General features: G+C 72.8%; 16 protein-coding genes. 11 read left to right on the forward strand and 5 right to left on the reverse strand.

From position 1 onward, the window contains the following. The first annotated feature begins 74 nt into the window (after nt 1–74). The 3 genes from VO99_RS06795 to ggt all read left to right on the forward strand — a co-directional run bounded on the left by VO99_RS06795 (nt 75) and on the right by ggt (nt 4,013). Nucleotides 75–779, forward strand: coding sequence for a dienelactone hydrolase family protein (locus VO99_RS06795; RefSeq protein WP_046112043.1), 705 nt, complete (start codon nt 75–77; stop codon nt 777–779). 16 nt (nt 780–795) lie between these two features. Next, a complete protein-coding gene (locus VO99_RS06800) occupies nt 796–1,950 on the forward strand; it encodes an extracellular catalytic domain type 1 short-chain-length polyhydroxyalkanoate depolymerase (protein WP_083440412.1) in 1,155 nt (384 codons plus the stop codon). Nucleotides 1,951–2,051: 101 nt separating this feature from the next. Then, entirely contained in the window at nt 2,052–4,013 is a 1,962-nt protein-coding gene (gene ggt, locus VO99_RS06805; protein WP_046112044.1) for a gamma-glutamyltransferase, read from the forward strand. Nucleotides 4,014–4,039: 26 nt separating this feature from the next. Here ggt and VO99_RS06810 read toward each other — a convergent pair whose 3' ends face one another. Beyond that, the gene (locus VO99_RS06810; protein WP_046112045.1) at nt 4,040–6,199 is read right to left on the reverse strand and encodes a hypothetical protein; all 2,160 of its coding nucleotides are present in this window, start codon (nt 6,197–6,199) and stop codon (nt 4,040–4,042) included. A gap of 203 nt (nt 6,200–6,402) precedes the next feature. Here VO99_RS06810 and VO99_RS06815 point away from each other — a divergent pair, with 203 nt between their 5' ends. Then, nucleotides 6,403–7,407: a PAS domain-containing protein gene (locus VO99_RS06815; protein WP_046112046.1), complete on the forward strand. Its 1,005-nt coding sequence runs from the start codon at nt 6,403–6,405 to the stop codon at nt 7,405–7,407. Nucleotides 7,408–7,474: 67 nt separating this feature from the next. Here VO99_RS06815 and VO99_RS06820 read toward each other — a convergent pair whose 3' ends face one another. Continuing rightward, complete coding sequence (locus VO99_RS06820) at nt 7,475–7,942, reverse strand: RidA family protein (RefSeq protein WP_046112169.1); 468 nt, start codon at nt 7,940–7,942, stop codon at nt 7,475–7,477. Between the two features lie 112 nt (nt 7,943–8,054). On the opposite strand from VO99_RS06820, the gene recC reads away from it, so the two are divergent. The 6 genes from recC (at nt 8,055) to VO99_RS06850 (ending at nt 19,639) form a co-directional block, all read left to right on the forward strand. Next, entirely contained in the window at nt 8,055–11,405 is a 3,351-nt protein-coding gene (recC, locus tag VO99_RS06825) for an exodeoxyribonuclease V subunit gamma (RefSeq protein WP_046112047.1), read from the forward strand. Continuing rightward, nucleotides 11,402–15,079, forward strand: a complete 3,678-nt coding sequence (gene recB / locus VO99_RS06830) for an exodeoxyribonuclease V subunit beta (RefSeq protein WP_046112048.1) — start codon at nt 11,402–11,404, stop codon at nt 15,077–15,079. Before recC ends, recB begins: the two co-directional genes overlap by 4 nt. After that, nucleotides 15,076–16,971: an exodeoxyribonuclease V subunit alpha gene (gene recD / locus VO99_RS06835; protein ID WP_198156886.1), complete on the forward strand. Its 1,896-nt coding sequence runs from the start codon at nt 15,076–15,078 to the stop codon at nt 16,969–16,971. The genes recB and recD overlap by 4 nt, the downstream gene beginning before the upstream one ends. Next, nucleotides 16,968–18,056 carry a dienelactone hydrolase family protein gene (locus VO99_RS06840; RefSeq protein WP_083440413.1) on the forward strand — a complete coding sequence of 363 codons (1,089 nt, stop codon included), beginning with the start codon at nt 16,968–16,970 and terminating at the stop codon, nt 18,054–18,056. Before recD ends, VO99_RS06840 begins: the two co-directional genes overlap by 4 nt. Before the next feature lie 102 nt (nt 18,057–18,158). Next, nucleotides 18,159–18,764, forward strand: a complete 606-nt coding sequence (locus tag VO99_RS06845; RefSeq protein ID WP_046112049.1) for a type IV toxin-antitoxin system AbiEi family antitoxin domain-containing protein — start codon at nt 18,159–18,161, stop codon at nt 18,762–18,764. Further along, on the forward strand, nt 18,761–19,639 hold the full coding sequence (locus tag VO99_RS06850) for a nucleotidyl transferase AbiEii/AbiGii toxin family protein (RefSeq protein ID WP_046112050.1): 879 nt from the start codon (nt 18,761–18,763) through the stop codon (nt 19,637–19,639). The genes VO99_RS06845 and VO99_RS06850 overlap by 4 nt, the downstream gene beginning before the upstream one ends. A gap of 29 nt (nt 19,640–19,668) precedes the next feature. On the opposite strand, the gene VO99_RS06855 is transcribed toward VO99_RS06850, so the two are convergent. Next, complete coding sequence (locus VO99_RS06855) at nt 19,669–20,715, reverse strand: helix-turn-helix transcriptional regulator (RefSeq protein ID WP_046112051.1); 1,047 nt, start codon at nt 20,713–20,715, stop codon at nt 19,669–19,671. Between the two features lie 135 nt (nt 20,716–20,850). On the opposite strand from VO99_RS06855, the gene VO99_RS06860 reads away from it, so the two are divergent. Further along, nucleotides 20,851–22,044: a hypothetical protein gene (locus VO99_RS06860; RefSeq protein WP_046112052.1), complete on the forward strand. Its 1,194-nt coding sequence runs from the start codon at nt 20,851–20,853 to the stop codon at nt 22,042–22,044. Between the two features lie 89 nt (nt 22,045–22,133). Here the strand turns inward: VO99_RS06860 and VO99_RS06865 are convergent, their stop codons facing one another. Continuing rightward, nucleotides 22,134–22,460, reverse strand: a complete 327-nt coding sequence (locus tag VO99_RS06865) for a hypothetical protein (protein ID WP_046112053.1) — start codon at nt 22,458–22,460, stop codon at nt 22,134–22,136. A gap of 52 nt (nt 22,461–22,512) precedes the next feature. Next, nucleotides 22,513–22,869 (reverse strand): hypothetical protein, encoded by a 357-nt coding sequence (locus VO99_RS06870; RefSeq protein ID WP_198156887.1) that lies wholly within the window; start codon nt 22,867–22,869, stop codon nt 22,513–22,515. Nucleotides 22,870–22,985: the final 116 nt, after the last annotated feature.

A 22,985-nucleotide genomic window follows, 5' to 3' on the forward strand; every position in this document is an offset into this window, starting at 1 on the left:
AGTGGACCCAGGGCGCACGGCCCGGAGGACTGAACCACAATGGCTCGCGACCACCAGCCAGCACAGGAGTACCAATGAGCAGTCAATGGATCACCATCAACGCCCAGGACGGCGGGCAGTACGGCGCCTACCTGGCCTTGCCGCCGGCCGGCACCGGCCCGGGGCTGGTGCTGTTCCAGGAGATCTTCGGCGTCAATGCGCACATCCGCGCGGTGGCCGACCAATATGCGCAGGACGGCTTCGTGGTGCTGGCGCCCGACGTGTTCTGGCGCGACGCACCCCGCGTGGAGCTGGGCTACAGCGGGCCCGACTATGACCGCGCGATCGAGCTGATGAAGGCCGCCAGGCCCGAGCAGCTGGCCGCCGACATCAAGACCACCGTGGCCACGCTGCGCGCCCGCACCGAGGTGGACGCGGCCGGCGGCAAGGTGGGCGCCATCGGCTACTGCATGGGCGGCCGGCTGGCCTATATCGCCGCCGCCGATCCTGGCGTGGACGCGGCGGTGTGCTACTACGGCGGCGGCATCCACGACCAGCTGCAGCGCAGCGGCAGCATCAGCTGCCCGATCCAGTTCCACTACGCGGAACAGGACCACGCCATCCCGCTGGACAAGGTGGAACAGGTGCGCACCGCCTTTGCCGGCAAGCCGGCCGAGCTGCATGTGTACCCGGGCGCCACGCACGGCTTCAACTGCTGGGCGCGTGGCTCCTACCATCCCGCATCGGCTGCATTGGCGCACGGACGCTCGCTGCAGTTCCTGGCCCAGCAGCTGTTCTAGCCACGGCAGCGCGGCCGTGGCCAAGCGCAGCCTCGTCGCCTCCTGGGCCCGGCTGTTCAACCGCGGCAGCAAGGTGCTGGCCAAGGCCGCGGTGCGGCAGCAGAAGGCGCTGCTCAAGCCGGTGAAACCGGCCCGGAAGGCCGCTGCCGCCCAGCCCAAGCCGCTGGTACCGGCCACGCCCCGGCTTGCCCGGCCGGCCGTGAAGAAACGCCCTGCGCCGCTGACCCGTGCCGGCCGCATCGCCAAGCCGGCACTGGATGCCATCGCCGCCCAGCACCGCTTCCCGAAGGCGCGCGGCGACTGGCTGCCCGGCCTGGCCATCGGGCCGGCCGGCACGCGGCGCTTCACGCTCTACCGCCCCGCCGCGCTGCGCGGTCCGCCGCAGGGCATGGCGCTGGGGCAGCCGCTGGCCCCGGCGCCGCTGGTGGTGATGCTGCACGGCTGCGCGCAGAACGGCCGCGGCCTGGCGATCAGCAGCCGCATGCACCGGCTGGCCGACCGGCATGGCTTCTTCGTGCTGTACCCCGAGCAGGACACGCTGGCCCATCCGCAAGGCTGCTGGCGCTGGTACGAGCTGCGCTCGGGCCATGCACAGGCTGAGGCACAGACGCTGCAGCTGATGCTGGACCAGGTGGGCCTGCGCCATGCCATCGACCGCACGCGCGTGGCGGTGGCGGGCCTGTCGGCCGGCGCCGGCATGGCCGCGCTGATGGCCACCCGCGAGCCGCTGCGTTATGCCGCGGTGGTGATGCATTCGGGCGTGGCACCCGGCAGCGGCCGCTCCACCGCCACCGGACTGCAGGCCATGCGCGGCGGCGGCAGCGTGGCCCTGCCGCCGGGCGTGGTGCTGCCGCCCCTGATGGTGCTGCAAGGCAGTGCCGACCGCGTGGTGGACCCGGCCAACGGCCGCGCCGCCGCCGAGGCCTGGGCCCAGGCCGCCGGCGCCCGGGCGGGCAAGCCGCGCAACCTGCAGCGCGGCACCCGCCATGCGATGACCGTCACCGACTACCGCCGCGCCCGCCAGGTGGCCGTGCGGCTGGTGGAGATCCAGGGCCTGGGCCACGCCTGGAGCGGCGGCGATGCCGCCCAGAGCTACAGCGACCCCGCCGGGCCGGATGCGTCGCGCCTGGCCTGGGCCTTCATGCAGGGCTGTTTCCGCCGGGCGGCCTGAATGCGGCGCGTGCATGGTTCTTGCTGATTGGCGGGGCTGCGCTGGCGGCGGATAGTCGGCCGCCTGCGCACCACTCGTCTTTGGAGCAAACCTTGATCCCAATGAACCGCCGGCTACTGGTCCTGACCCCGCTCGCCGCTGCTTCGGCCCTGGCCCTGTCGGGCTGCTTCTTCAGTGATTCCGACGGCCCCGAGATGGGCTGCGAGATCCTCAGCGACAGCGGCGGCAGCGTCGTCGTGGGCTCCGGCCTGCCGGGCGACCCCGCCGCGCCCGAGCCCGCCAGCGGCTACCGCACCGGCAAGAAAGTTGTCTATTCAAGCAAGTACATGGTGGCCACGGCCAACCCGCTGGCCAGCAAGGCCGGCTGCGAGGTGCTCAAGAGCGGCGGCAGCGCAGTGGACGCGGCCGTGGCCGTGCAGGCCGTGCTGGGCCTGGTGGAGCCGCAGTCCAGCGGCATCGGCGGCGGCGCCTTCATGCTGCACTACAACGCCCGCACCAAGGCCGTGACCGCCTACGACGGCCGCGAGACCGCGCCCGCGGCCGCCACCGAGAACTACATCCGCTGGATCGACGACACCAGCAACCGCACCGCGCCGGTGCCCAGCGCGCGCGCCAGCGGCCGCTCCATCGGCGTGCCTGGCGCGGTGAAGATGCTGGGCCTGGCCCACAGCGAGCATGGCAAGAAGCCGTGGAAGGACCTGTTCCAGCCCGGCATCGACCTGGCGACCAACGGCTTCCTGATCAGCGGGCGCATGTCCGACGCCATCGCCGGCGCGGCCACCAACTTCCTGCGCGATGCCGATGCCACCGCCGCCTACCTGAATGCCGACGGCACGCCCAAGGCGCTGGGCACCACCTTCAAGCTGCCCGCCTATGCGGCCACGCTCACCACGCTGGCCAACGGCGGCGCCGATGCGCTGTACAACGGCCCGCTGGCCCAGGCCATCGTGGACAAGGCAGGCGTGTCGGTGGGTGCCAATGGCGCGCCCATCACGCCCAGCAAGCTCACGCTGTCCGACCTGTCCAGCTACCAGGCCAAGAAGCGCGAAGCCATCTGCACCACCTACCGCGCCACCTACATGGTCTGCGGCATGCCGCCGCCGTCGTCCGGTGGCCTGGCCGTGGCCCAGATGCTGGGCATCGTCGAGAACTTCGACCTGGCCTCGCTCAAGCCCACCAACATCGACGGCGAAGGCGGCAAGCCCACGGTGATGGGCGTGCACCTGCTGTCGGAAGCCGGCCGCCTGGCCTATGCCGACCGCAACAAGTACGTGGCCGACACCGACTTCGTGCCGCTGCCCGGCGGCTCACCGGCGGCGATGGTGGACAAGAACTACCTGAAGAGCCGCGCCGCGCTCATCAGCATGACGCGCAGCATGGGCACCGCGCAGCCGGGCACCTTCGGCACCGCCACGCCCAGCGGCACCAGCACCGCGCAGGAAGCCGGCACCACCCACATGACCATCGTGGACCGCGAAGGCAACGTGGTGTCGATGACCACCACGGTGGAAGCGGGCTTCGGCTCCTACCACATGACCAACGGCTTCATCCTGAACAACCAGCTCACCGACTTCGATGCGCCGGTGGATGCGGCCGGCCTGCCCATCGCCAACCGGCCGGGCCCGGGCAAGCGGCCGCGCAGCTCGATGGCGCCCACGCTGGTGTTCAAGCTCAATGCCGACGGCAGCGCGGGCGACTTCGCGCTGGCCACCGGCTCGCCGGGCGGCGCCACCATCATCCAGTACGTGGCCAAGACGGTGGTCGGGGCGCTGGACTGGGGGCTGGATGCGCAGCAGGCCACCTCGCTGGTGGACTTCGGCGCCGCCAACTCGGCCACCACCAACGTGGGCGGCGAGCATCCGGCCATCGACACCAGCAACGGCGGCAACAACGACCCGCTGGTGACCGGCCTGCGCGCACTGGGCCACACGGTGAACCTGAATGCGCAGAGCAGCGGCATCGGCACCATCATGCGGTCCAGCGTCAACGGCCGCAGCGTGCTGGCCGGCGGCGCCGATCCGCGGCGTGAAGGCCTGGTGCTGGGCGACAGCTTCAAGCCCTGAAGCCGGAGCGATGAAGCCCTGAGCCGCTAGAAGAGCGGCCAGCGTGGCGCCCACCCCAGGCGCCACGCTCCCCAAGCGGCGGCGGCCAGCACCGCCACCAGCGCCAGCGCGCCCAGGGCCCAGCCCCAGCCGTGCCGTTCGGCGAAAGGGTCGGGCCGGCGCAGCGTGCCGCGCGGCAGCTGCGCCGTCTGCGACAGCGAGGCGCCCAGCCGCACGTTCAGCCGCATGCGGCCATTGATGGCCCAGCCGCTGGCGTCCAGGATCGGCCCCAGGCTGCGCTGGCGCAGCTTCAGCCAGGCGATGAGCATGCTGGGACCGGAGATCGACAGCACGATGCCGGCCACCGCCACCGGGATCCACCAGCCCAGGTCCACGAACTTGGTGAACACGCCCACCAGCACCGCGCTGATGCTGCCCAGGGCCACGCCCAGCGCCGCCACGGTGCCCACGTCGATGCGCGCGCGTGCGGCGGCGGCATCGGCCGGCGTGGCCGGCGCGGCACTGGCCACCGCACCCACCGGCGGCGACTTGTCCGCGGTGGCGATGCGCCCGGCCCAGCCGCCCAGCCGGCCTTCGGCGGTGGCGTCGCTGGCGGCGGCGCGCTTGGCCACCTGCTCCTCGATCATGCGCAGGAACTTCTTGTACGGCGACAGGAAGGCCTGGCCGATGCTGATGGGGTTCTCGATCACCTTGACGATGCGGGCATCCCAGTCGCGGCCCTGGCGGTCGTAGAACAGGCCATTGCGGCCGACGAAGAGGAAGTCCACGTCGCCCGCGGTGAAGGCCGCCGCCACCGTCATCTTCTCCGTGCCGCGGGTGCATTCGCAGTAGGCCAGGTAGGCCTTGGCCAGGCCGGCGATGACCGCATGCTTGGCGGCATCGGCCACGTTCACGGTGAGGTCGCAGCTGCGGCCGTCCAGGTACAGCCGGCCGGCCTGGAAGATGGCGCCTTCGCGCTTGTAGAAAGCGGCGAAGGAGACGAAGTTGCGCAGCAGCACCCGCAGGTCGCGCTGCAGCCGCAGCAGCTTCTCGAGGTCGTTCACATGGCCGTGCAGCGGCGCGGCGGCCTGGTCCTCGGCGATCAGGGCCAGCACCTGCTGGCGGCGCGCGGGCAGGTCGTCGCCCAGCACGGCCTGCAGCTTGTCCACGCCCGATGCAGCCAGCGCGCCGCCCGGCCGCGCGGCCAGCCAGGCACGGCACGGCGCCACGCGCGCCTTCAGCCGCTGCCAGCCCGCTTCGTCCAGCAGGGCTTGGCGCTGCTGCAGCAGCGGCTGCACTGCCACCTCGTGCAGCGTGGCCAGCGCGGCCTGCCAGGCGGGGTTGGCGCCTTCGCCCAGCGGCAGCGGCTGGCCCGCCGCCACCGGCGCCAGCGGCATCTGCAGCAGCGGGTCGGTGGCCAGCGACAGGCGCACCGTGGCCAGCTTGCGCAGTTCCTCCACCGTGGGGGCGTTCAGGGCCTCCGCGGCGCGGGGGTCGTAGCTGGCCAGGCGGCAGCGGGCGAAGTAGTCCTCCACCTTGTCGTGCACCGCATCCACTGCCTGGGCGGCGGCGCGCAGCGGGCCGCAGTCGGCCTCGCCGCGGGCATGCCAGTCCAGCAGGGCCTGCGCCGCATCGAAGAAGGCATGGGCGCGCGCTTCGTCCAGCCCCGGCGTGCCGCCGGCATCGGGCACGCCGCCCTGGGTGGCCAACGCCAGCTCGATGACCGCCTGCAGCGCCGCATCGTCGCCCGCGCTGGCGGGAATGACGATGCCGTCGCCATTGAAGCGCTCGCCGGCCAGGTGCTTCTGCCGCTCCGTGATCTCCGGCAGGCCGATGTCGGGCGCATCGGCCACGCCATGGCGCTGCAGCGTGCGGCGGGCCTCGTCGGCCAGGCCGCGGCCTTCCTCGGTGTCGGCCAGCGAGGCCAGCGCCAGGCGGTCGCCACCGCGGATCAGCTGCTGCGGATCGGCCAGCCGCTCGCAGGCCCAGCGGCAGGCGGCCAGCAGCTCGGGCGCGCGGATGCGGCCATCGTGGTCGGTGTCGATGAGGTCCAGCGTGCGCGGGTCGAAGTCGATGCCGCGGGTGGGGCAGGCCAGGGCCACCCACAGCTTCTGGTCGAGCTCGTGCAGGTGGGCGATGTCGGCGCCGCTGGCGATGACGACCTGGTCGACACCGCCGGCGCGCTGGAATTGCCAGGCATGGGCCATCGGTACATGGGGCGCGCATCGGCGCCGCGGGCAAAACACCGCAGTCTGTCGGGCGTGGCAAGGGCCGTCTGTCGTCGCCGGCCAAGCGCGGCTGTAGGACGAAGCCGGTGGCCGGCCTCCCTCCGTTGGGTGGACCGGCCGGCGCGGCATCAAGCGGCGGCGGGTGCGTCCGAATCTGCTGGTACGACCACCAGCCGCCTCCCATGCGCACAGCCCTGCCCATCACGCAGCGGGAGCATCCGCTCGCCGACGGCCTGCTGCTGCTGTCCACCGGCGATCTGGACACCCGCATCACCTACTGCAATGCCGCGCTGGTGGAAGCCAGCGGCTACGGCCCGCAGGAGCTGATCGGCATGCGCTGCGAAGTGCTGTGCCATCCCGACGTGCCTTCCGAGCTGTTCCGGCAGCTGTGGCGCGCGGTGCTGGCCGGACGGCGCTGGACCGGCACGCTGAAGCACCGCCGCAAGAACGGGGACCACTTCTGGATGGTGGCCGACATCGCCCCGCTGGTGCAGCAGGGCCGCACCATCGGCTACATGGTGGCCGAGCTGCCGGCCACGCGGGCCCAGGTGGCGCAGGCCGAGCGGCTGTATGCCCGGCTGCGGATGCCGCAGGGCCGGCTGTGGCAACGCATGCAGGCCCTGGGCCGGCCGGCGCCGGGCCTGCGGGCCACCGGCCTGCTGGCGGGCCTGGTGGCCGCGGCCACCGGCGGGGTGCTGGGCCTGGGCACGGCCCGGCTGCTGCCCAGCCTGGGTCCGCACGCCGCCCTGCTGCCGCCCGCGGTGGCCGGTGCGCTGCTGCTGGCACTGCTGGCCGCGGCGGTGCTCGGCTGGCTGCTGGCGCTGGCCTGGGCCGCCGCCAGTGCGGCCTGGCAGGCGCGCCGGCTGCGCCGACGGCTGGCGGCCCTGGGCCCGCAAGGCGGGTTGCAGGCGCCGCATGACCTGCCGGTGGAGCCGACGGCGCCCACGGCGCCCGTGACGACGCTGGCGCCCCCGCCACCCGCGCCGCAGCGCATGGCGGAGGTGGCCGGGCTGGTCGACTCGCTGGCCTTCCAGAGCCATGTGCTGGCGCTCAGCGCCTCGGTGGAGGCAGCGCGGGCCGGCCGCCACGGCCGGGGCTTCAGCCGCGTGGCCGCCGAGGTGGAGGTGCTGGCCGGGCGCTGCGCCGAGGCCGCGCGCGAGCTGCGCTCGGCCCTCGGGCAGGACTGAGAGCCCACCCTGCTCAAGACCCGGTCGGGCCGGCCGGTCCGCTGGGTGCCGCGCGCCGGAGCCGCCTTCAGCGGAAGCGGACCACGGCCTCGATCTCCACCGCGAAGCCCATCGGCAGCGAGCCCACGCCGATGGCCGAGCGCGCATGCCGGCCGCGCTCGCCCAGCAGCTGCACCCACAGGTCGGAGAAGCCGTTGACCACCTCGGTGTGCTCAGTGAAGTCGGGCACGGCATTGACCATGCCGAACACCTTGACCACCTGCACGATGCGCTCCAGGTCGCCCAGCGCCTGCTTCACCACGGCGAGCTGGTAGAGGGCGATGTCGTGCGCATGGGCGCGCGCCTGGGCCACCGACACCTGGCCGCCCACCTTGGGCACCGGCACCGTGCCGGCATCGCGCAAGGGCAAGCCCTTGCCGGACAGGTAGAGCAGGTCGCCGGCCAGGGTGCAGGGCTGGAAGTTGCCGCGCGGTGCGACCAGCGCGGGCAGCACGAGGCCGGCGGCGGCCAGGCGGGTTTCGACGGTATCGGTCATGTTGGCCATGCGGAGGGTGGACTGCGGCGGCAACAGCTTAGCCGGCCGGCGCACCACGGGTTCCGGGGTAGGCTCTGCAGCCCCGCCCCGAGTCGCACCCCACCGCCCGCCGATGCTGCAGATCCATTTCGCCAACCGCCTGGAATCGCTCACCACGCTGCTGCTGGCGCGGCTGGGCGAAGACGGGCGCGGCGATCCGCTGGCGGCGGCCCAGGTCATCGTGGCCAGCGCGGCGATGCAGCGGCACCTGACGCTGGCCGCCGCCGACGCGCACGGCATCTGCGCCAACGTGGCGTTCACCTTCCTGGCGCAGTGGCTGTGGCAGCAGATCGGCCGGGTGCTGCCCGAGGTGCAGGCGGAGTCGCCCTTCGCGCCCGACGTGATGGCCTGGCGGGTGTATGCGGCCTTCGGCGATGCGGCCTTCGTGGCCGCCCATCCGCGGCTGGCCGCCTACCTGGCCGAGGCCGACGACGTGATGCGGCTGGACCTGGCCCGCCGCAGCGCCGGCCTGCTGGAGCAGTACATCACCTACCGGCCGCAGTGGCTGCAGGCCTGGCTGGCACATGAGCCGGCGCCGCTGGGCACGGCCGAGCCCGCGGCCCGGGCCGACGAGGCCTGGCAGGCCGCGCTGTGGCGCCGCATCGCCGCCGAGCTGCAGCTGAAGGACGACCCCGCACGGCGGCTGATCGACGTGCTGGAGCAGCCCGGCGGCGTGGAGCGGGCGCGCGAGGCCGGCCTGCCCGCCAGCGCCCATGTGTTCGCGCTGCCGGCCATGCCGCCGATGTACATCCGGCTGCTGCAGGCGCTGGGCCGCTGCATGGCGCTGCAGGTGTACGTGCTCAATCCCTGCCGGGAATACTGGTTCGAGGTGATCGACCGCCGCCGCCTGGCCCACCTGGCGCGCGAGGGCCGCGATGCGCTGCACGAGGAAGGCAACCACCTGCTGGCCGCCTGGGGCCGGCAGACGCAGGCGCAGATCGACCTGCTGGTGGAAGCCGGCGGCGAAGCCCTGGTGGACGACGCGCTGTTCGTGGCGCATGAGGCGCCCACGCTGCTGGCCGCGGTACAGAACGCGGTGCTCGACCTGGTGGAGCTGCCGCCCGCCAGCCTGCACGCCGACCGCAGCATCGAGGTGCACCGCTGCCATTCGCTCACGCGGCAGCTGGAGGTACTGCAGGACCAGCTGCTGGCGATGTTCAGCGACCCGGCGCTGCCGGGCCTGCAGCCTTCCGACGTGCTGGTGGTCACGCCCGACCTGGATGCCGCGGCACCGCTGATCGATGCGGTGTTCGGCACCGCGCCGGCCGACCGCCAGCTGCCGTTTGCCGTCACCGGCCGGCCGCGCAGCCGCATCAACCGCTGCGCGCGGGCGCTGCTGGAGCTGCTGTCGCTGCTGGGCTCGCGCCTGCCGGCCAGCGGCCTGCACGGCCTGCTGCAGCAGCCGGTGGTGGCCCGGCGCTTCGGCCTGGATGCCGATGCGCTGGAGCAGGTGCAGGGCTGGCTGGCCGAGGCCGGCGTGCGCTGGGCCTTCGATGCGCAGCACCGCGGCAGCTTCGGCGTGCCGGCCGAGGCCCATCACACGCTGGACGACGGCCTGGCCCGGCTGTTCCTGGGCTATGCGCTGCCGGCGCAGGCCACCGCGCCCTTCGCCGGCCGCCTGCCCGCCGGCGATGCCGAAGGCGGCGAGGCCGACACGCTGGGTGCCTTCTGGCGCTATGCCCGTGCGCTGGCGCAGCTGCAGCGGCGCTGCGCGGTGCCGCACACGCCGGCCGGCTGGCAGGCGTTGCTGCAGCAGGCGATGGACCAGTTCATCCACCCCGACGACGACGAGCTGGAAGACCTGCGCGAGCTGCGCCAGGCGGTGCAGTCGCTGGTGGAGGCGATGGCGCGCGGCGGCCTGGCCGACGAAGGCGCGCAGCCGCTGCCGCTGGCCGTGCTGCGCAGCGCGCTGGAGCGGGCGCTGGACGATCCCGCCCGCGGCGGCGTGCCCACCGGCAGCATCACCTTCTCGTCGATGTCCAGCCTGCGCGGGCTGCCGTACCGCGTGGTGTGCGCCATCGGGCTGGACGACGGCGCCTTCCCCACCGCCACGCGCGAGGCCGAGTTCGACCTGATGGCGCTGCGCCCGCAGCGCGGCGACCGCCAGCGACGCTTCGACGAGCGCAACCTGTTCCTCGACCTGCTGCTGGCCGCGCGCGACCGGCTGCTGCTGGCCTACACCGGCCGCAGCGTGCGCGACAACGCCGAGCTGCCGCCTTCGGTGCTGGTCTCCGAGCTGCTGGACACGCTGGCGCCGGCGGTGCGGCAAGGCCGCGGCGCGCTGGTGGTGGAGCATGCGCTGCAGCCCTTCTCGGCCGACAACTTTCATGTGGACACGCCGCTGCCGCGCCGCAGCTTCCACCGCGAATATGCGCAGGCCCTGGCCGTGCAGCGCCGCCAGCCGCCGGCCGCCGACACCCTGCCGGCCGCCGCCTTCGACCTGCCGGAGGACGACACCGAAGGCGACGACGCCACGCCCGGCCTGCCCGCGCGGCCGCTGTTCGCCCGGCCGCTGCCGCCGCCCGAGGCCGCCTGGCGGCAGGTGGACATCGCCCAGCTGGCCGAGTTCTTCCGCCACCCGAGCCGCGCGCTGCTGCGCCGCCGGCTCGGCATCGACCTGCCGCAGGCCGCGGACGAGCTGCAGGACGACGAACCCTTCGTGGCCGACCGCGCCGGCCGCCAGGCGATGGCCGCGCGGCTGCTGCCGCTGCTGCTGCAGGGCGCCGATGCCGCCACGGTGCAGGCGCTGGCCGAGGCCGGCACCGAATATCCGCCCGGCGCCCTGGGGGCCCAGCAACGGGCGGCCGAGCTGGCGCAGCTGATGCAGTTCGCCGCGCAGGTGCGCGAAGCCACGCAGCAGGCGCCGCTGCCGGCGCAGCATGTGCACCTGGCGCTGGACGTGGCCGGCGAGCCCTGGCAGCTGCAGGGCAGCTTTGCCGAACTGCGGGCCGAAGGCGACGGCTGGCGCCACTACCGCTGGCACTACGACAACACCCGCCCGGTGGACTACCTGCAGGCCTGGCTGCCGCACCTGCTACTCAACGTGCAGCAGCCCGGCACCGTCACCCGGGTGTGGTCCCGCGACGGCAGCTTCGTGCTGCGGCCGGTGCCCGGGGCCGCCGCCACGCTGCGCACGCTGGTGGACTTGTATAGGCAAGGCCTGCAGGCACCGCTGCACTTCTTTCCCAGGACCTCGTGGGCGCAGGCCACCGGCGCCTCGCGCAGCCAGGTGGAGGCCACCTGGCGACGCGGCCCGCAGCGCCCCTTCGCGGAGGAAGCCGACGCCGCCCACCGCCTGGTGCTGCGCGGCCTGCCCGACCCGCTGGACGAGGCCTTCGTGCAGGTCGCCGACGCGGTGTACCGCCCGCTGCTGGCCGCGCTGGACGACCCGCGCGTGACCGCCGACGCCAAGGAAGCGGCATGAGCCCGCTCGACGTCTTTCGCTGCCCGCTCGGCGGCATCAACCTGATCGAAGCCTCCGCCGGCACCGGCAAGACCTGGAACATCTGCGGCCTGTACCTGCGGCTGCTGCTGGAGCGTGCGCTGCCGGTGCAGCACATCCTGGTGGTGACCTTCACCAATGCCGCCACCGCCGAGCTGCGCGACCGCATCCGCACCCGCATCGCCGAGGTGCTGGCCTGGCTGCGCGGCCCGCAGGTGGCCGAAGGCGCCGACCCGTTCATCACCGGCCTGCTGCAGGCCCTGCGCGACGACCCGGCGCTGGACGACGACACGCTGCGCCAGCGGCTGGACAGCGCGCTGCAGACCTTCGACGAAGCCGCCATCTTCACCATCCACGGCTTCTGCCAGCGGGCGCTGGCCGACACGCCCTTCACCGCGCAGATGCCGCTGTCGCTGGAGCTGGTGGCCGACGACAGCGACCTGCTGCACCAGGTGGCCGCCGACCTCTGGCGCCGCGAGGTGGCCGCGCCCGGCCTGCCGCCGCTGCTGGCCGCCGAGCTGGCCCGCTGCAAGGACACGCCCGACACCTGGGCCGCACTGCTCAAGCGCCGGCTGGCCAAGCCGCTGTCGGCGGTGCTGTGGCCCGACGGGCTGGACACCGCCGCCGATCCCGCCACGCTGGCGGCACCGCTGCAGGCAGCGCACGATGCCGCACGCCAGCTGTGGCAGGCCGGCCGCGCCGCGACGGTGCAGGCCCTGATGGACGGGCTGCCCCGCCTGAATGCCAACACCTACAAGCCCGAGGCGGTGCTGGCTGCGGCCGAGGGCTGGGACCAGGTGCTGGCCGGCGCCGATGCCGCCGCGGCCCTGGCGCTCACGCCCAAGGGCCTTGACCTGCTGGGCCGCGACCGCATCGAGGCGCGCACGAAGAAGGGCCTGGTGCCGCCGGCCCATGCCTTCTTCGGCGCGGCCCAGGCGCTGCTGGATGCGCGTGCGGCCGCGTCCCAGGCCGTGGCCCTGCAGCGGCTGGCGCTGCTGCGCCGCGTGCTGGAACAGGGCGCGCAGGCGGTGCGCGACCACAAGCGCGAGCAGCGCGTCATCGCCTTCGGCGACATGCTCTACAACCTGCACGAGCGGCTGGCCGGCCCGCACGGCCCGGCGCTGGCCGACTCGCTGCGGGCGCGCTTTCCGGCGGCGCTGATCGACGAGTTCCAGGACACCGACCCGCTGCAGTTCGCCATCTTCCGGCGGCTGTATGCGGATGGCCTGCGGCCGCTGTTCTTCGTCGGCGACCCCAAGCAGGCGATCTACAGCTTCCGCAATGCGGACCTGCACACCTACCTGCATGCGCGCGCCCAGGCCACGGCCGAGTACACGCTGGGCGACAACCAGCGGTCCAGCGCGGCGCTGATCGGCGCGCTGAATGCCTTCTTCGGCCGCAATCCGCGGGCCTTCCTGCTCAACGACCTGGAGTACCGGCCGGTGGGCGTGGGCGCCAAGCCGCGCACCCGGTTCGAAGACCGCAGCCAGCCGGCGCGGGCGCCGCTGCACTGCTGGTCGCTGCCGCCGGATGCCGAGGGCCAGCCGCTGGCCAAGTCGCAGGCGCTGGGCCGCACCGCCCATGCCTGCGCGGCGGAGGTCTCGCGGCTGCTGCGGGCCGCCCGGGCCGGCGAGCTGACGCTGGGCGAGCGGCCGCTGGCGGCCGGCGACATCGCGGTGCTGGTGCGCAGCCATTCGCAGGGCGCCCGCATGCGGCTGGCGCTGGCGGCGCTGAACATCGGCAGCGTGGAGCTGTCGCAGGCCAGCGTGTTCCAGGGGCCGGATGCGGAGGCGATGGAATGGCTGCTGGCAGCCATCCTCGAGCCCACGCGCGAACGCCTCCTGCGTGCGGCCCTGGCCACCGAATGGATGGGGCTGGACGCCGGCGAGATCGATGCGGTGTCGGCCGACGAGAGCCGGCTGCTGGCCCTGGTGCAGCGCTTCGCGCAGTACCGCCATGTGTGGCTGGACCGCGGCGTGGGCGTGATGCTGCGCCACTGGATGCAGGGCGAGGCGGTGGCCGAACGGCTGCTGGCCCGCAGCGACGGCGAGCGCCGCCTGACCAACCTGCTGCACCTGGCCGAGCTGCTGCATGCCGCGGCCGAGCAGCACAGCGCACCGGCCGCGCTGCTGCAGTGGCTGCAGCGCCAGCGCCAGGCAGGCCAGGCCGACGAGGCGGCGCAGCTGCGGCTGGAAAGCGACCGCAACCTGGTGCAGATCGTCACCGTGCACAAGAGCAAGGGGCTGGAGTACCCGGTGGTGTTCTGCCCCTTCCTGTGGGACGGCCGGGCCATGCCCGAGCCCGGCGGCGATGCGGTGGAGTACCACGATGCCGACGGCCGCCCGGTGCTGGACTTCCGCCTGCACGACAAGGCGGCGCTGGACGAGATCAAGGCCCAGCGCAAGCGCGACGCTGCGGCCGAATTCCTGCGGCTGGTGTACGTCGCGCTCACCCGCGCGGTGCACCGCTGCTACCTGGTGACGGGCGCCTATGCGGTGCGCAACAGCTGCACCGAGGCCAACCGCAGCCTGCTCAACTGGCTGGCCGCCGGCGCGGGCCTGGATCCCGAGGCCTGGGGCACGCACAAGAATGCGGCCGAATGGGTCACCGCCGAATGGGCTTCGCTGGCGGCCGAGTGCACGCCCGACATCGTGCACGAGCCCCTGCCCACCGAGCCCGGCCTGCCGGTGCCGCCGGCCGAGACCGCGGCCGATGCGCTGGTGGCCCTGCCTCCGCCCGCGGTGCTGCCGCAGGCCTGGTGGATCGGCAGCTACAGCAGCCTGGCCTCCGGCGCGCGGCACGAGGCGGCGGCCATCGACCATGACCTGCGTGCGCAGCCTGCGGACCTGCCAGTGCCCGCCCCACGCGGCCGGCTGGCCGAGGACGACATCCTGCGCTTTCCGCGCGGCCCGGCGGCCGGCGATGCACTGCATGCGGTGTTCGAACAGGTGCGCTTCGACGACGCCACGCAGTGGCCCGAGGGCATCCGCCGCGCGCTGGCACTGCATCCGCAGCCGCTGTCCACCGCCCACCTCACCGGCGAGCAGCCGCCGCTGGAGCCGATGCTGCTGCGCATGCTGGACGACGTGCTCAACACCCCGCTGCCCACCGGCGACGCGCAGGCCGGGCCGGTGCGGCTGTCGTCGCTCATGCCGCGGCAGCAGCTGGTGGAGCTGGAATTCACGCTGCCTTCGCGCGGGCTGACCGCCGGCGACCTGACCGAGGCCCTGCGCGACCTGGGCTATCCCACGCCGTCGCTGGTGTTCGGCGGGCTGGAGGGCTACCTGCGCGGCTTCATCGACCTGGTGTTCGAGCATGGCGGGCGCTACTACCTGCTGGACTGGAAGTCCAACCACCTGGGCGACGCCGCCGAGCACTACGGCCGCGAGGCGCTGGCCGATGCGATGGCCGGGCACGGCTACCACCTGCAGTACCTGCTGTATGCGGTGGCGCTGCAGCGGCACCTGCAGCGCAGGCTGCCGGATTACCGGCATGAACGCCATTTCGGCGGCGTGTTCTACCTGTTCGTGCGCGGCGTGCGGCCCGGCTGGCAGCAGCCCGACGGCCTGCCGGCCGGCGTGTATTTCCATCGCCCGGCCGAGGCGACGTTGCAGCGGCTGTCGGCCCTGCTGGGCGAAACGGAGGCGGCGGCATGACCGACACGGTGTCCCTTTCCGGCGAGGTGCCAACCGCCACCGCCTGGCTGGCCGAGGGCCTGGGCGACTGGCTGGCGCGCTGGTGCACCGAGCAGGGCGGCAGCGCGGACGACGCCGAGATCGCCCGCCACGCCGGCCAGGCGCTGAGCCTGGCCACGCGCGAGGGCCATGTATGCCTGTCGCTGGCCGACATCGCCGCCGCGGCCGAGCCGGTCATCTCGCCGCAGGCGCTGCGGGCCGCGCTGCTGCGATCGGGCGTCGTGGGCACCCCGGCCGCGCCGGGCGCCATGCCGCTGGTGCTGGACGACGACGGCCGGCTCTACCTGCACCGCTACTTCGACCATGAACGCCGGCTGGCCAAGCGCCTGGCCACCAGCGCGCAGGCCACGCCCACGCTGCCCGGGCCCGAGGTGGCCAAGCGGCTGCAGGGCCTGTTCAAGGCCAATGCGGCGGTGCTGCACGGCGAGGCCGACTGGCAGCAGCTGGCCGCCGCGCTGGCGCTGCGCGGCAAGCTGGCGGTGGTGAGCGGCGGCCCCGGCACCGGCAAGACGACGATGGTGGTCAACCTGCTGGCCTGCCTGCTGACGATGCAGCCGGGCTGCCGCATCGCGCTGGCCGCGCCCACCGGCAAGGCCGCGGCCCGCATGACCGACGCGCTGCGCCAGCGCGCCGCCCACCTGCCCGCGGCGCTGCGCGAGCAGCTGCCCACCTCGGCCGCCACCATCCACCGGCTGCTGGGCGTCACCCGCGACGGCTTCGCGCACGATGCACGGCATCCGCTGCCCATCGACGCGCTGGTGGTGGACGAAGCCTCGATGCTCGACCTGGCGCTGGCCACCCGGCTGCTGGAAGCGGTGCCGCCGCAGGCGCGCATCGTGCTGCTGGGCGACAAGGACCAGCTGGCCGCGGTGGAATCGGGCGCCGTGTTCGCCGAGCTGAGCGCCGACCCGACCTTGAGCGACGGCGCGCTGGCCGACCTGGCCGCCCTCAGCGGCACGCCGCCGATGCTGATCGCCCCGCCCGCGCCGGCGCGGCCGAGTGCGCTGCATGACAGCGCGGTGTGGTTCACCCAGAACTTCCGCTTCGCGGCCGACAGCGGCATCGGCCTGCTGGCGCGCGAGATCAACACCGGCCAGTCGGCCGCGGTGGTCCGGCGCCTGCGCGCGGCGCAGGGCCGCGGCGCGGCGGGCGAGCCGGATGACGGCGTCACCTGGCTGGAGGACGAAGGCGCCCTGCCCTCCCCGTCCACCCTGGCGGCGGCGCAGGCCGGCTTCGCGCCGCTGCTGCAGGCGGTGGCCGTCGCGCCGGACGACGTGGCGGCGGCCACCGCGGCCTACGAGCGCTTCCGCGTGCTGTGCGCCCAGCGCGAAGGCCCGCGCGGGCTGGTGGAACTGAACCGGCAGCTCACCGCCCACGCCCGCGCGGCGGCCGGTGGCCCCGCGCAGCCCGGCCCCTGGTACGCCGGCCGCCCGGTGATGGTGCTGCGCAACGATCCGCTGCTGCGCCTGTTCAATGGCGACGTCGGCCTGGCGCTGCCCGCGGCCGACGGCACCTTGCTGGTGTGGTTCGCCGACGCGGCCGCCGAAGGCGGCTTCCGCCCGGTGGCGCCGGTGCGGCTGCCGCCGCACGAGACGGCCTATGCGATGACGGTGCACAAGTCCCAGGGCTCGGAGTTCGACGAGGTGCTGGTGGTGCTGCCCGCCCGCCCCGGCCGCCTGACGAGCCGCGAACTCCTCTACACCGCCGTCACCCGCGCCCGCCGCCGCGTGGCCCTCAGCGGCCCCGAAGCCACCCTCACCGCCGCCATCCAGTCGCCCACGCAGCGGGATTCGGGGCTGCTGGCGCGGTTGAGGGAGGCGTTGGCTACAACCCCGGACAGGAGAGCCGAATGAAGACCCGCTTCCGCACCTCTCGAGCGGCTGCCGCGCCACGGTGGCTGCGTCTGCTGGCATGTCTGCTGCCGGTGTGGCTCGCCAGCACGGCGACAGTGCGGAGTGAACCGGTCGAGAAGCTCGAGGCCGGACAGCGCGGCCGGATCGAGTTCATGTCCAGTTCGCCCAAGAACCGCTGGGTGATGGCTCGAAGCGCACTGGGCAACGCCGCGCCCGAGGCGCCCCTCGTGATCTGGGGCGACCTGCTCTTTCCGCCAACACACGCGCCCGGGCGGAAACTGCCTGCCGTGGTGGTCAGCCATGGCAGCGAAGGTGCCGGCTCGCTGTACTACGACGTGTGGGCCAAGGCCTTTCTGGCCGAGGGCTATGCCGTCTTCATCGTCGACAGCCAGAAGCCACGCGGCGTCGCGCGCAACCTGGGCAGTCTGCAGTTGAGCTGGAACACGACGGCCAACATTGCCGACGGGCTGAACGCGCTGCGGGTGCTGGCGACGCATCCGGAGATCGATGCCGGCCGCATTTTCCACATCGGCTTCTCTCGCGGCGCTTCGGCTTCCTATGCCAGTGCGTGGCCCATCTACCAGCAGGTGGTGCTGCCGGCGGGCGTGCGCTATGCCGGACACATCGCCGTATACCCGGGTTGCAACGTCCGCTTCCACGAGGAGTTGACTGCCACCAACACTGCGCCGGTGCTGCTGCTGCTGGCCGGTAAGGACGACATGACACCGGCGCAGCCGTGCATCGAGTATGTGCAGTACCTGGCTGCCGAAGGCCATGATGTTCGCTACAGGCTGTATCCCGACGCTCACCATGTGTTCGACCGCCTGAACCAGCCCTGGGCCCGCTTCAGGGAAGGCACATCTGCCGACTGCTCGCTCGAGCACACCGTCACCGACCGCCGTACAAAGCCTTCGCGCTTTCTGTGGGGCAACTACAAGACGGGCGAGCGGTTCACCGACGACGCTGCCTGGCTTGCAGCGCAAGATGCCTGCCGCCGGGAGAAGTGGATTACGGTCGAGAGCCATCCGGCTTCGCGCGAGGCGGCGGTGGCTGACACGCTGGCATTCATGCAAGCGCTGCGCTGAGCCGCCGCAAGCCGCTCCGGCCACGGTGCAGTAGGGCTGCTGGTGTTCCGTTCGGCCTCCATTTGTCGGAAACCAACGAACAAATGGAACATACTTGCCCTCATGACCGACAACAGCCACATGCAGCGGGTGCAGGCGCTGGCAGAGCGCAACGGGCTGCTGCGTGCCTGCGACCTGCAAGCCATCGGAGCACCTCGCGTGCTGCTCACGAGGATGACCGCCGCCGGGCTCCTGGAGCGTGTTGGCCGCGGGCTATATCGGCTGCCGAACACCGCCGGCTCCGAGCACGACGGCTTGGTGAAAGTCGCTGTCCTGGCGCCGCAGGCAGTGTTCTGCCTACTTACCGCCCTGCAGATTCATGAGCTGACCACCCAACTGCCGCGCAAGGTGTGGATCGCCATGCCGCGCGGCAGCCATGCGCCGAAGATCGACCATCCGCCGCTCAAGATGGTGCAGTACGGCGGTGAAGCCTATGCCGCCGGTGTCGAGGAAGTGATCCGCGACGGCGCCACGCTCCGCGTGTACGGCATCGCCAAGACGGTGGCGGACTGCTTCAAGCAGCGCAACAAGATCGGCCTGGACGTGGCCCTGGAGGCGCTGAAGGAAGCACGCGCCCGCCGGCGCGCCACCGCCGACGAGCTGTGGCACTACGCCAAGGTCTGCAGGGTGTCCAACGTCATGCGGCCTTACATGGAGAGCATCGGATGAGCCGTTGCGATGCCAACGCCGCGGCGTCGATCCGCGCCCGGCTGCTGAACGTGGCCAAGGCGCAGGGCGCCGATTTCAACCAGGTACTCGTGCGCTTTGCACTGGAGCGCATGCTGTATCGACTGACGCTTTCCGCACACGCCGACCGCTTCGTGCTCAAGGGCGCGCTGCTGTTCACGCTCTGGTATGACATGCCGCACCGCGCCACACGCGATGTGGATCTGCTGGGGTTCGGCGCCAGCGACCTGGTGTCGATCGCATCTGTCTTTCGCGACATTGCCGCGGTGGAAGTGGATGACGGCATCGTGTTCGATCCGGCTTCCGTCGCCGTCGAGGAGATCCGCAAGGAGGCGGGTTACGGCGGCGTCCGCGTGGTGGTGGGGGGCGAACTGGCTCGGGCTCGCTGCAGGACGCAAATCGACGTCGGTTTCGGTGATGCGGTCACCCCGGCCACGGTGGCATCGGTGTACCCGGTTCTGCTGGACGACTTGCCGGCACCCAGGCTGCAGGCTTACCCGACCTATACCGTGGTCGCAGAAAAGCTGGACGCCATCACCCTGCTGGGGATGGCCAATAGCCGGTTGAAGGACTACTTCGACCTGGCGGTGCTGGTGGAACGTGAATCGCTGGACGCGCAGATCCTGACCCAAGCCATCCGCGCCACCTTCGAGCGGCGAGGCACATCGCTGCCCGCAGCACTGCCTATCGGCTTGACAGACGAATTCGCGCAGGACGCGTCACGGCAGGCGCTGTGGCGGGCGTTTCTCAACAAGAACGACCTGCCGCCACAGCCCTTGCCCGGGGTGGTGCTGGTCCTGCGCACCGCGCTGGCGGCCGCCCTGCTGCCCTCCAACGGGCCGAATGGCCACAGATGACAGGGCGCCAAGCCCGACTCGGCGCCCGCCTACGCCACCGCCACCACCCTCCCCCCATACCCCGCCACCGCCGCCGCCAGCGCGGCCTGCACCTGCTGCAGCAGCAGGTCATCGCCCAGCACGCGCACGTCGCCGCCGTGGCGCAGCACGTCCATGGCCAGTTCGGTGGGGTCGGTGTAGGGCAGGGTCAGGCGGTAGCTGCCGTCGGGCTGGCGCTCGCCCCGCTGCTGCGGATGCCATTGCTCGTTGGCCACCCACTCGGCCGCCTCGGGCGTGAACAGCAGCGTCGCCTCGCGCAGCGTGGTGCCGCCGAACACGCCGTAGCCGGCATCGAGCGCGGCTTCCACCGTGGCGATCGGCACCTCGCGCGCCGGGGTGTCCAGCAGGCGCGCGCTGCGCACCGCGTCCACCGCGAAGCGGCGCAGCCCGTCGCTGGCGTGGCACCAGGCGTCCAGGTACCAGGTGTTGCGGTGGTAGACCAGCCGCTGCGGCGACACCGTGCGCAGCGAGGCCTGCTGCCGGCTGCGCACGTAGTAGTCCAGCTCGGCCTGGCAGCGCTGGGTGATGGCGCTGCCCAGCAGCTCGAAGTGCCGCGGCGACACCGCGCGGCGCGCCGGGCTGGCGATGCGGATGCGCTTCATCAGCGCCATCGCATCGGCCTCGCTGGTGCCCAGCATGCGGTGCAGCTTGTCCAGCAGCGGCTGCAGGTGGCGCGCCAGCACGCCCCCTTCGTCCAGGCCCTGGATCAGCTGGTGCATCGTCAGCAGCGCATGGATCTCGCGCTCGCTGAACCACACGCCGGGCAGCTCGTGGGTCTTGCCGGCCGCGCCGTCGGGCCCGGCTTCGCCGCCGGAAGCCGCGGCGCCCGCGCCCGCCGCGAAGCGGTAGCCGTTGTGGAAGCGGTCGTACTCGATCGGCGCGTCCATGCGGCTGCGCAGGTATTCCAGGTCGCGCTTGAGCGTGGCGCGGGACACGCCCAGCTCGTCCATCAGCTCGTTGAAGCTCACCAGGCCCTGCTCGGGGCGGCGGCTGCGGATCAGCAGCTCGATCTTGTAGAAGCGTTCGGTACGGTCCACGGCGGTAGCAGCGCCCGGCCGGGGCGCCAAGGAAAAAACACACGCAGGGTATCGCAGGCTCACGCCATGAGCCTGTGACCACCCAAACTGGTGTTGCCGGGGTCGTCCCGGTGTCTCCTTCCGGAGCTGTCTTCCATGGCCCAAGCCGCCCTTGCCCTCGCCCTCGACTTCGGTGCCGAGCACCATGCTGCCGGCCATGCCCACGCTCCGTCCGGCGCCCCCACCACCGCCTTCGAGCGCACCGGCTGGGAGATCGGCCGCGACCATGCCCGCTACGGCCTGACGCCGCCGGCCGACCAGATGCTGTTCGGCCATCCGCTGCGCCAGGGCTGGGACGCCGGCCAGCCCGCCTTCCGCCGCCGCACCCGGCCGGCCACGCCGGCCGTGCGCCAGTGGCTCGCGCTGCGACTGCAGGCCTGGCTGCGCGGCGCGGCCTTCGAGGATCTGCAGGTGACGCCGCACCTGATGAAGCAGATCGCCACCACCCAGTGCCCGGTGACCGGCGAGCGCCTGACGCAGTCCACCGGCCACCCCAGCGATGCGGTCGTCGAGCGCCTGAACGCCCAGGCCGCCTATGCGGCAGGCAACCTGGCGATGATGAGCCGCCGGGCCCAGGTCGCCCGTGCCGGCCGCGATGCGCAGGCCGCCCTGCAGGCGGCGCGCGAGGCCGAGGCCCTGCCGGCCGACGAGGCGCTGGAGGGCCTGACCGCCGCGCAGTGGCTGCGCCTGGCGGTGCTGATCAGCTTCGCCACGCCGCTGCAGCACGACCAGGCCGCCGCAATGCCGCTGGTGCTGCTGCCGCCCAACCGGGTGCGGGTGATCAATCCGGTTCAGGCGCTGCAGGTGGTGCTGTCGCTGCCGTTCGCCGGCACGGCCGACCTGCCGCGGCTGGCGCCGATCGCCGCGCTGGTGCCGGCCCGGGCCCGCCCGGCGTTCCATGTCTTCATGACCACGCTGCTGGCCCGCCGGGTGGCCGGCGGCCATGCCTGGGATGCCGCGGCGATGAAGGCTGCGCTGATCGGCGCCTGGAGCGACCCGCTGGTGCAGCGCCGCTGGCAGCGGCTGTCGCTGGACCTCAGCCCGGCCGAGGCCGATGCGGTGGTGGCCGGCGCGGTGAAGGCCGGCATCGCCGACGCCGGCTGGCGCAGCAGCAGCTTCGCCCAGGCCACCGACGGCTGGGGCTTGGCGCCACTGCACATGGCCCCCGCCACCCAGCCCATCCGCCTGGTACCCGAGCGCCGCGCCGCCAACGGCTCACGCGCCAGCCTGCAGCGCAACACCGCCCGACCGCCCGCCAGCGCCGCTCAGGCAGCAGCGGCGCAGCGCTGACCCGGCACGCAGGCGCCGCCCAAGGCGGCCGCCGGGCCTCCGACGCGGCCGCCGGCCCCCTCGGGGAGCCGCGGAGCTTGGGGGTGAACCTACCTGCCGACGGCGTCGAGCAGCTGCTGCTTGTTCATCCTCGACCGCCCCTTCACGCCCTTCTTCTGCGCCTCGTTGTAGAGCTGCGCATAGGTGCGGCCGCCCTCGCCGCTGTGCGAGCGCTTGCCGCCGCGGTGGCCGGGCGACGCGTCCTTCACTGACGAGCGGCTGGCGGTCTTCGACTCGCCGTGCTGCGCGCGCTCCTTGTTGACGGTGCGCGCCGCGATCTCCTCGGCGACCTTCTCCGGCTTGCCGCGCTGCTTCAGGCCGGTCTTGATGTGGTCGTACTGGCGCTCCCGCTTGGCGGACCAATCGGTGCTGGGCATGGCTGCTCCTTGCTCAAGATGCCCCGTCGGGGCGACATCCCGCTTCGGCAATTCAGATGCCGTCGGGCACGGAATACCACTGCCGCAGCACGTTGATCTCCTCGATCAACGCCGCCTTGCACTTGTCGCAGCAGATGCCGCTCATCGGCCCGATGTTCCAGTTGCAGCCGGTGGCATCGCGCGGGTGCTTGATGATGGCCACGTTGGCCAGGCCGCCGCATTCGGGCCGGTGCCAGGCCACACCGCGCACCAGCTTCTGCACGTGGCTGGCCGGTATCTGCAGGTGGCCGCGGCTGTCCCAGCGGCCGGCCAGCTGCACCTGCAGGTCCTCGTGCGCCTCGGCGCGCGTCGGGAACGCGACCAGCGAGACCTCCATCGTCGTCAGCGACTTCTGCTGGTCCGAGACCATCGCCCAACGCCACAGAAGATCCACGTCCTGGACGAGCTCGTACTGCCACTCCATATCGACCTCCGCTGCCCTTGCATGCGCCTGACCGACGGGGGCAAATGCCATTCCCGCGGCCA

The organism is Aquincola tertiaricarbonis (assembly GCF_000969605.1).
In the GTDB taxonomy this organism is placed as follows: Bacteria; Pseudomonadota; Gammaproteobacteria; order Burkholderiales; family Burkholderiaceae_C; genus Aquincola; species Aquincola tertiaricarbonis.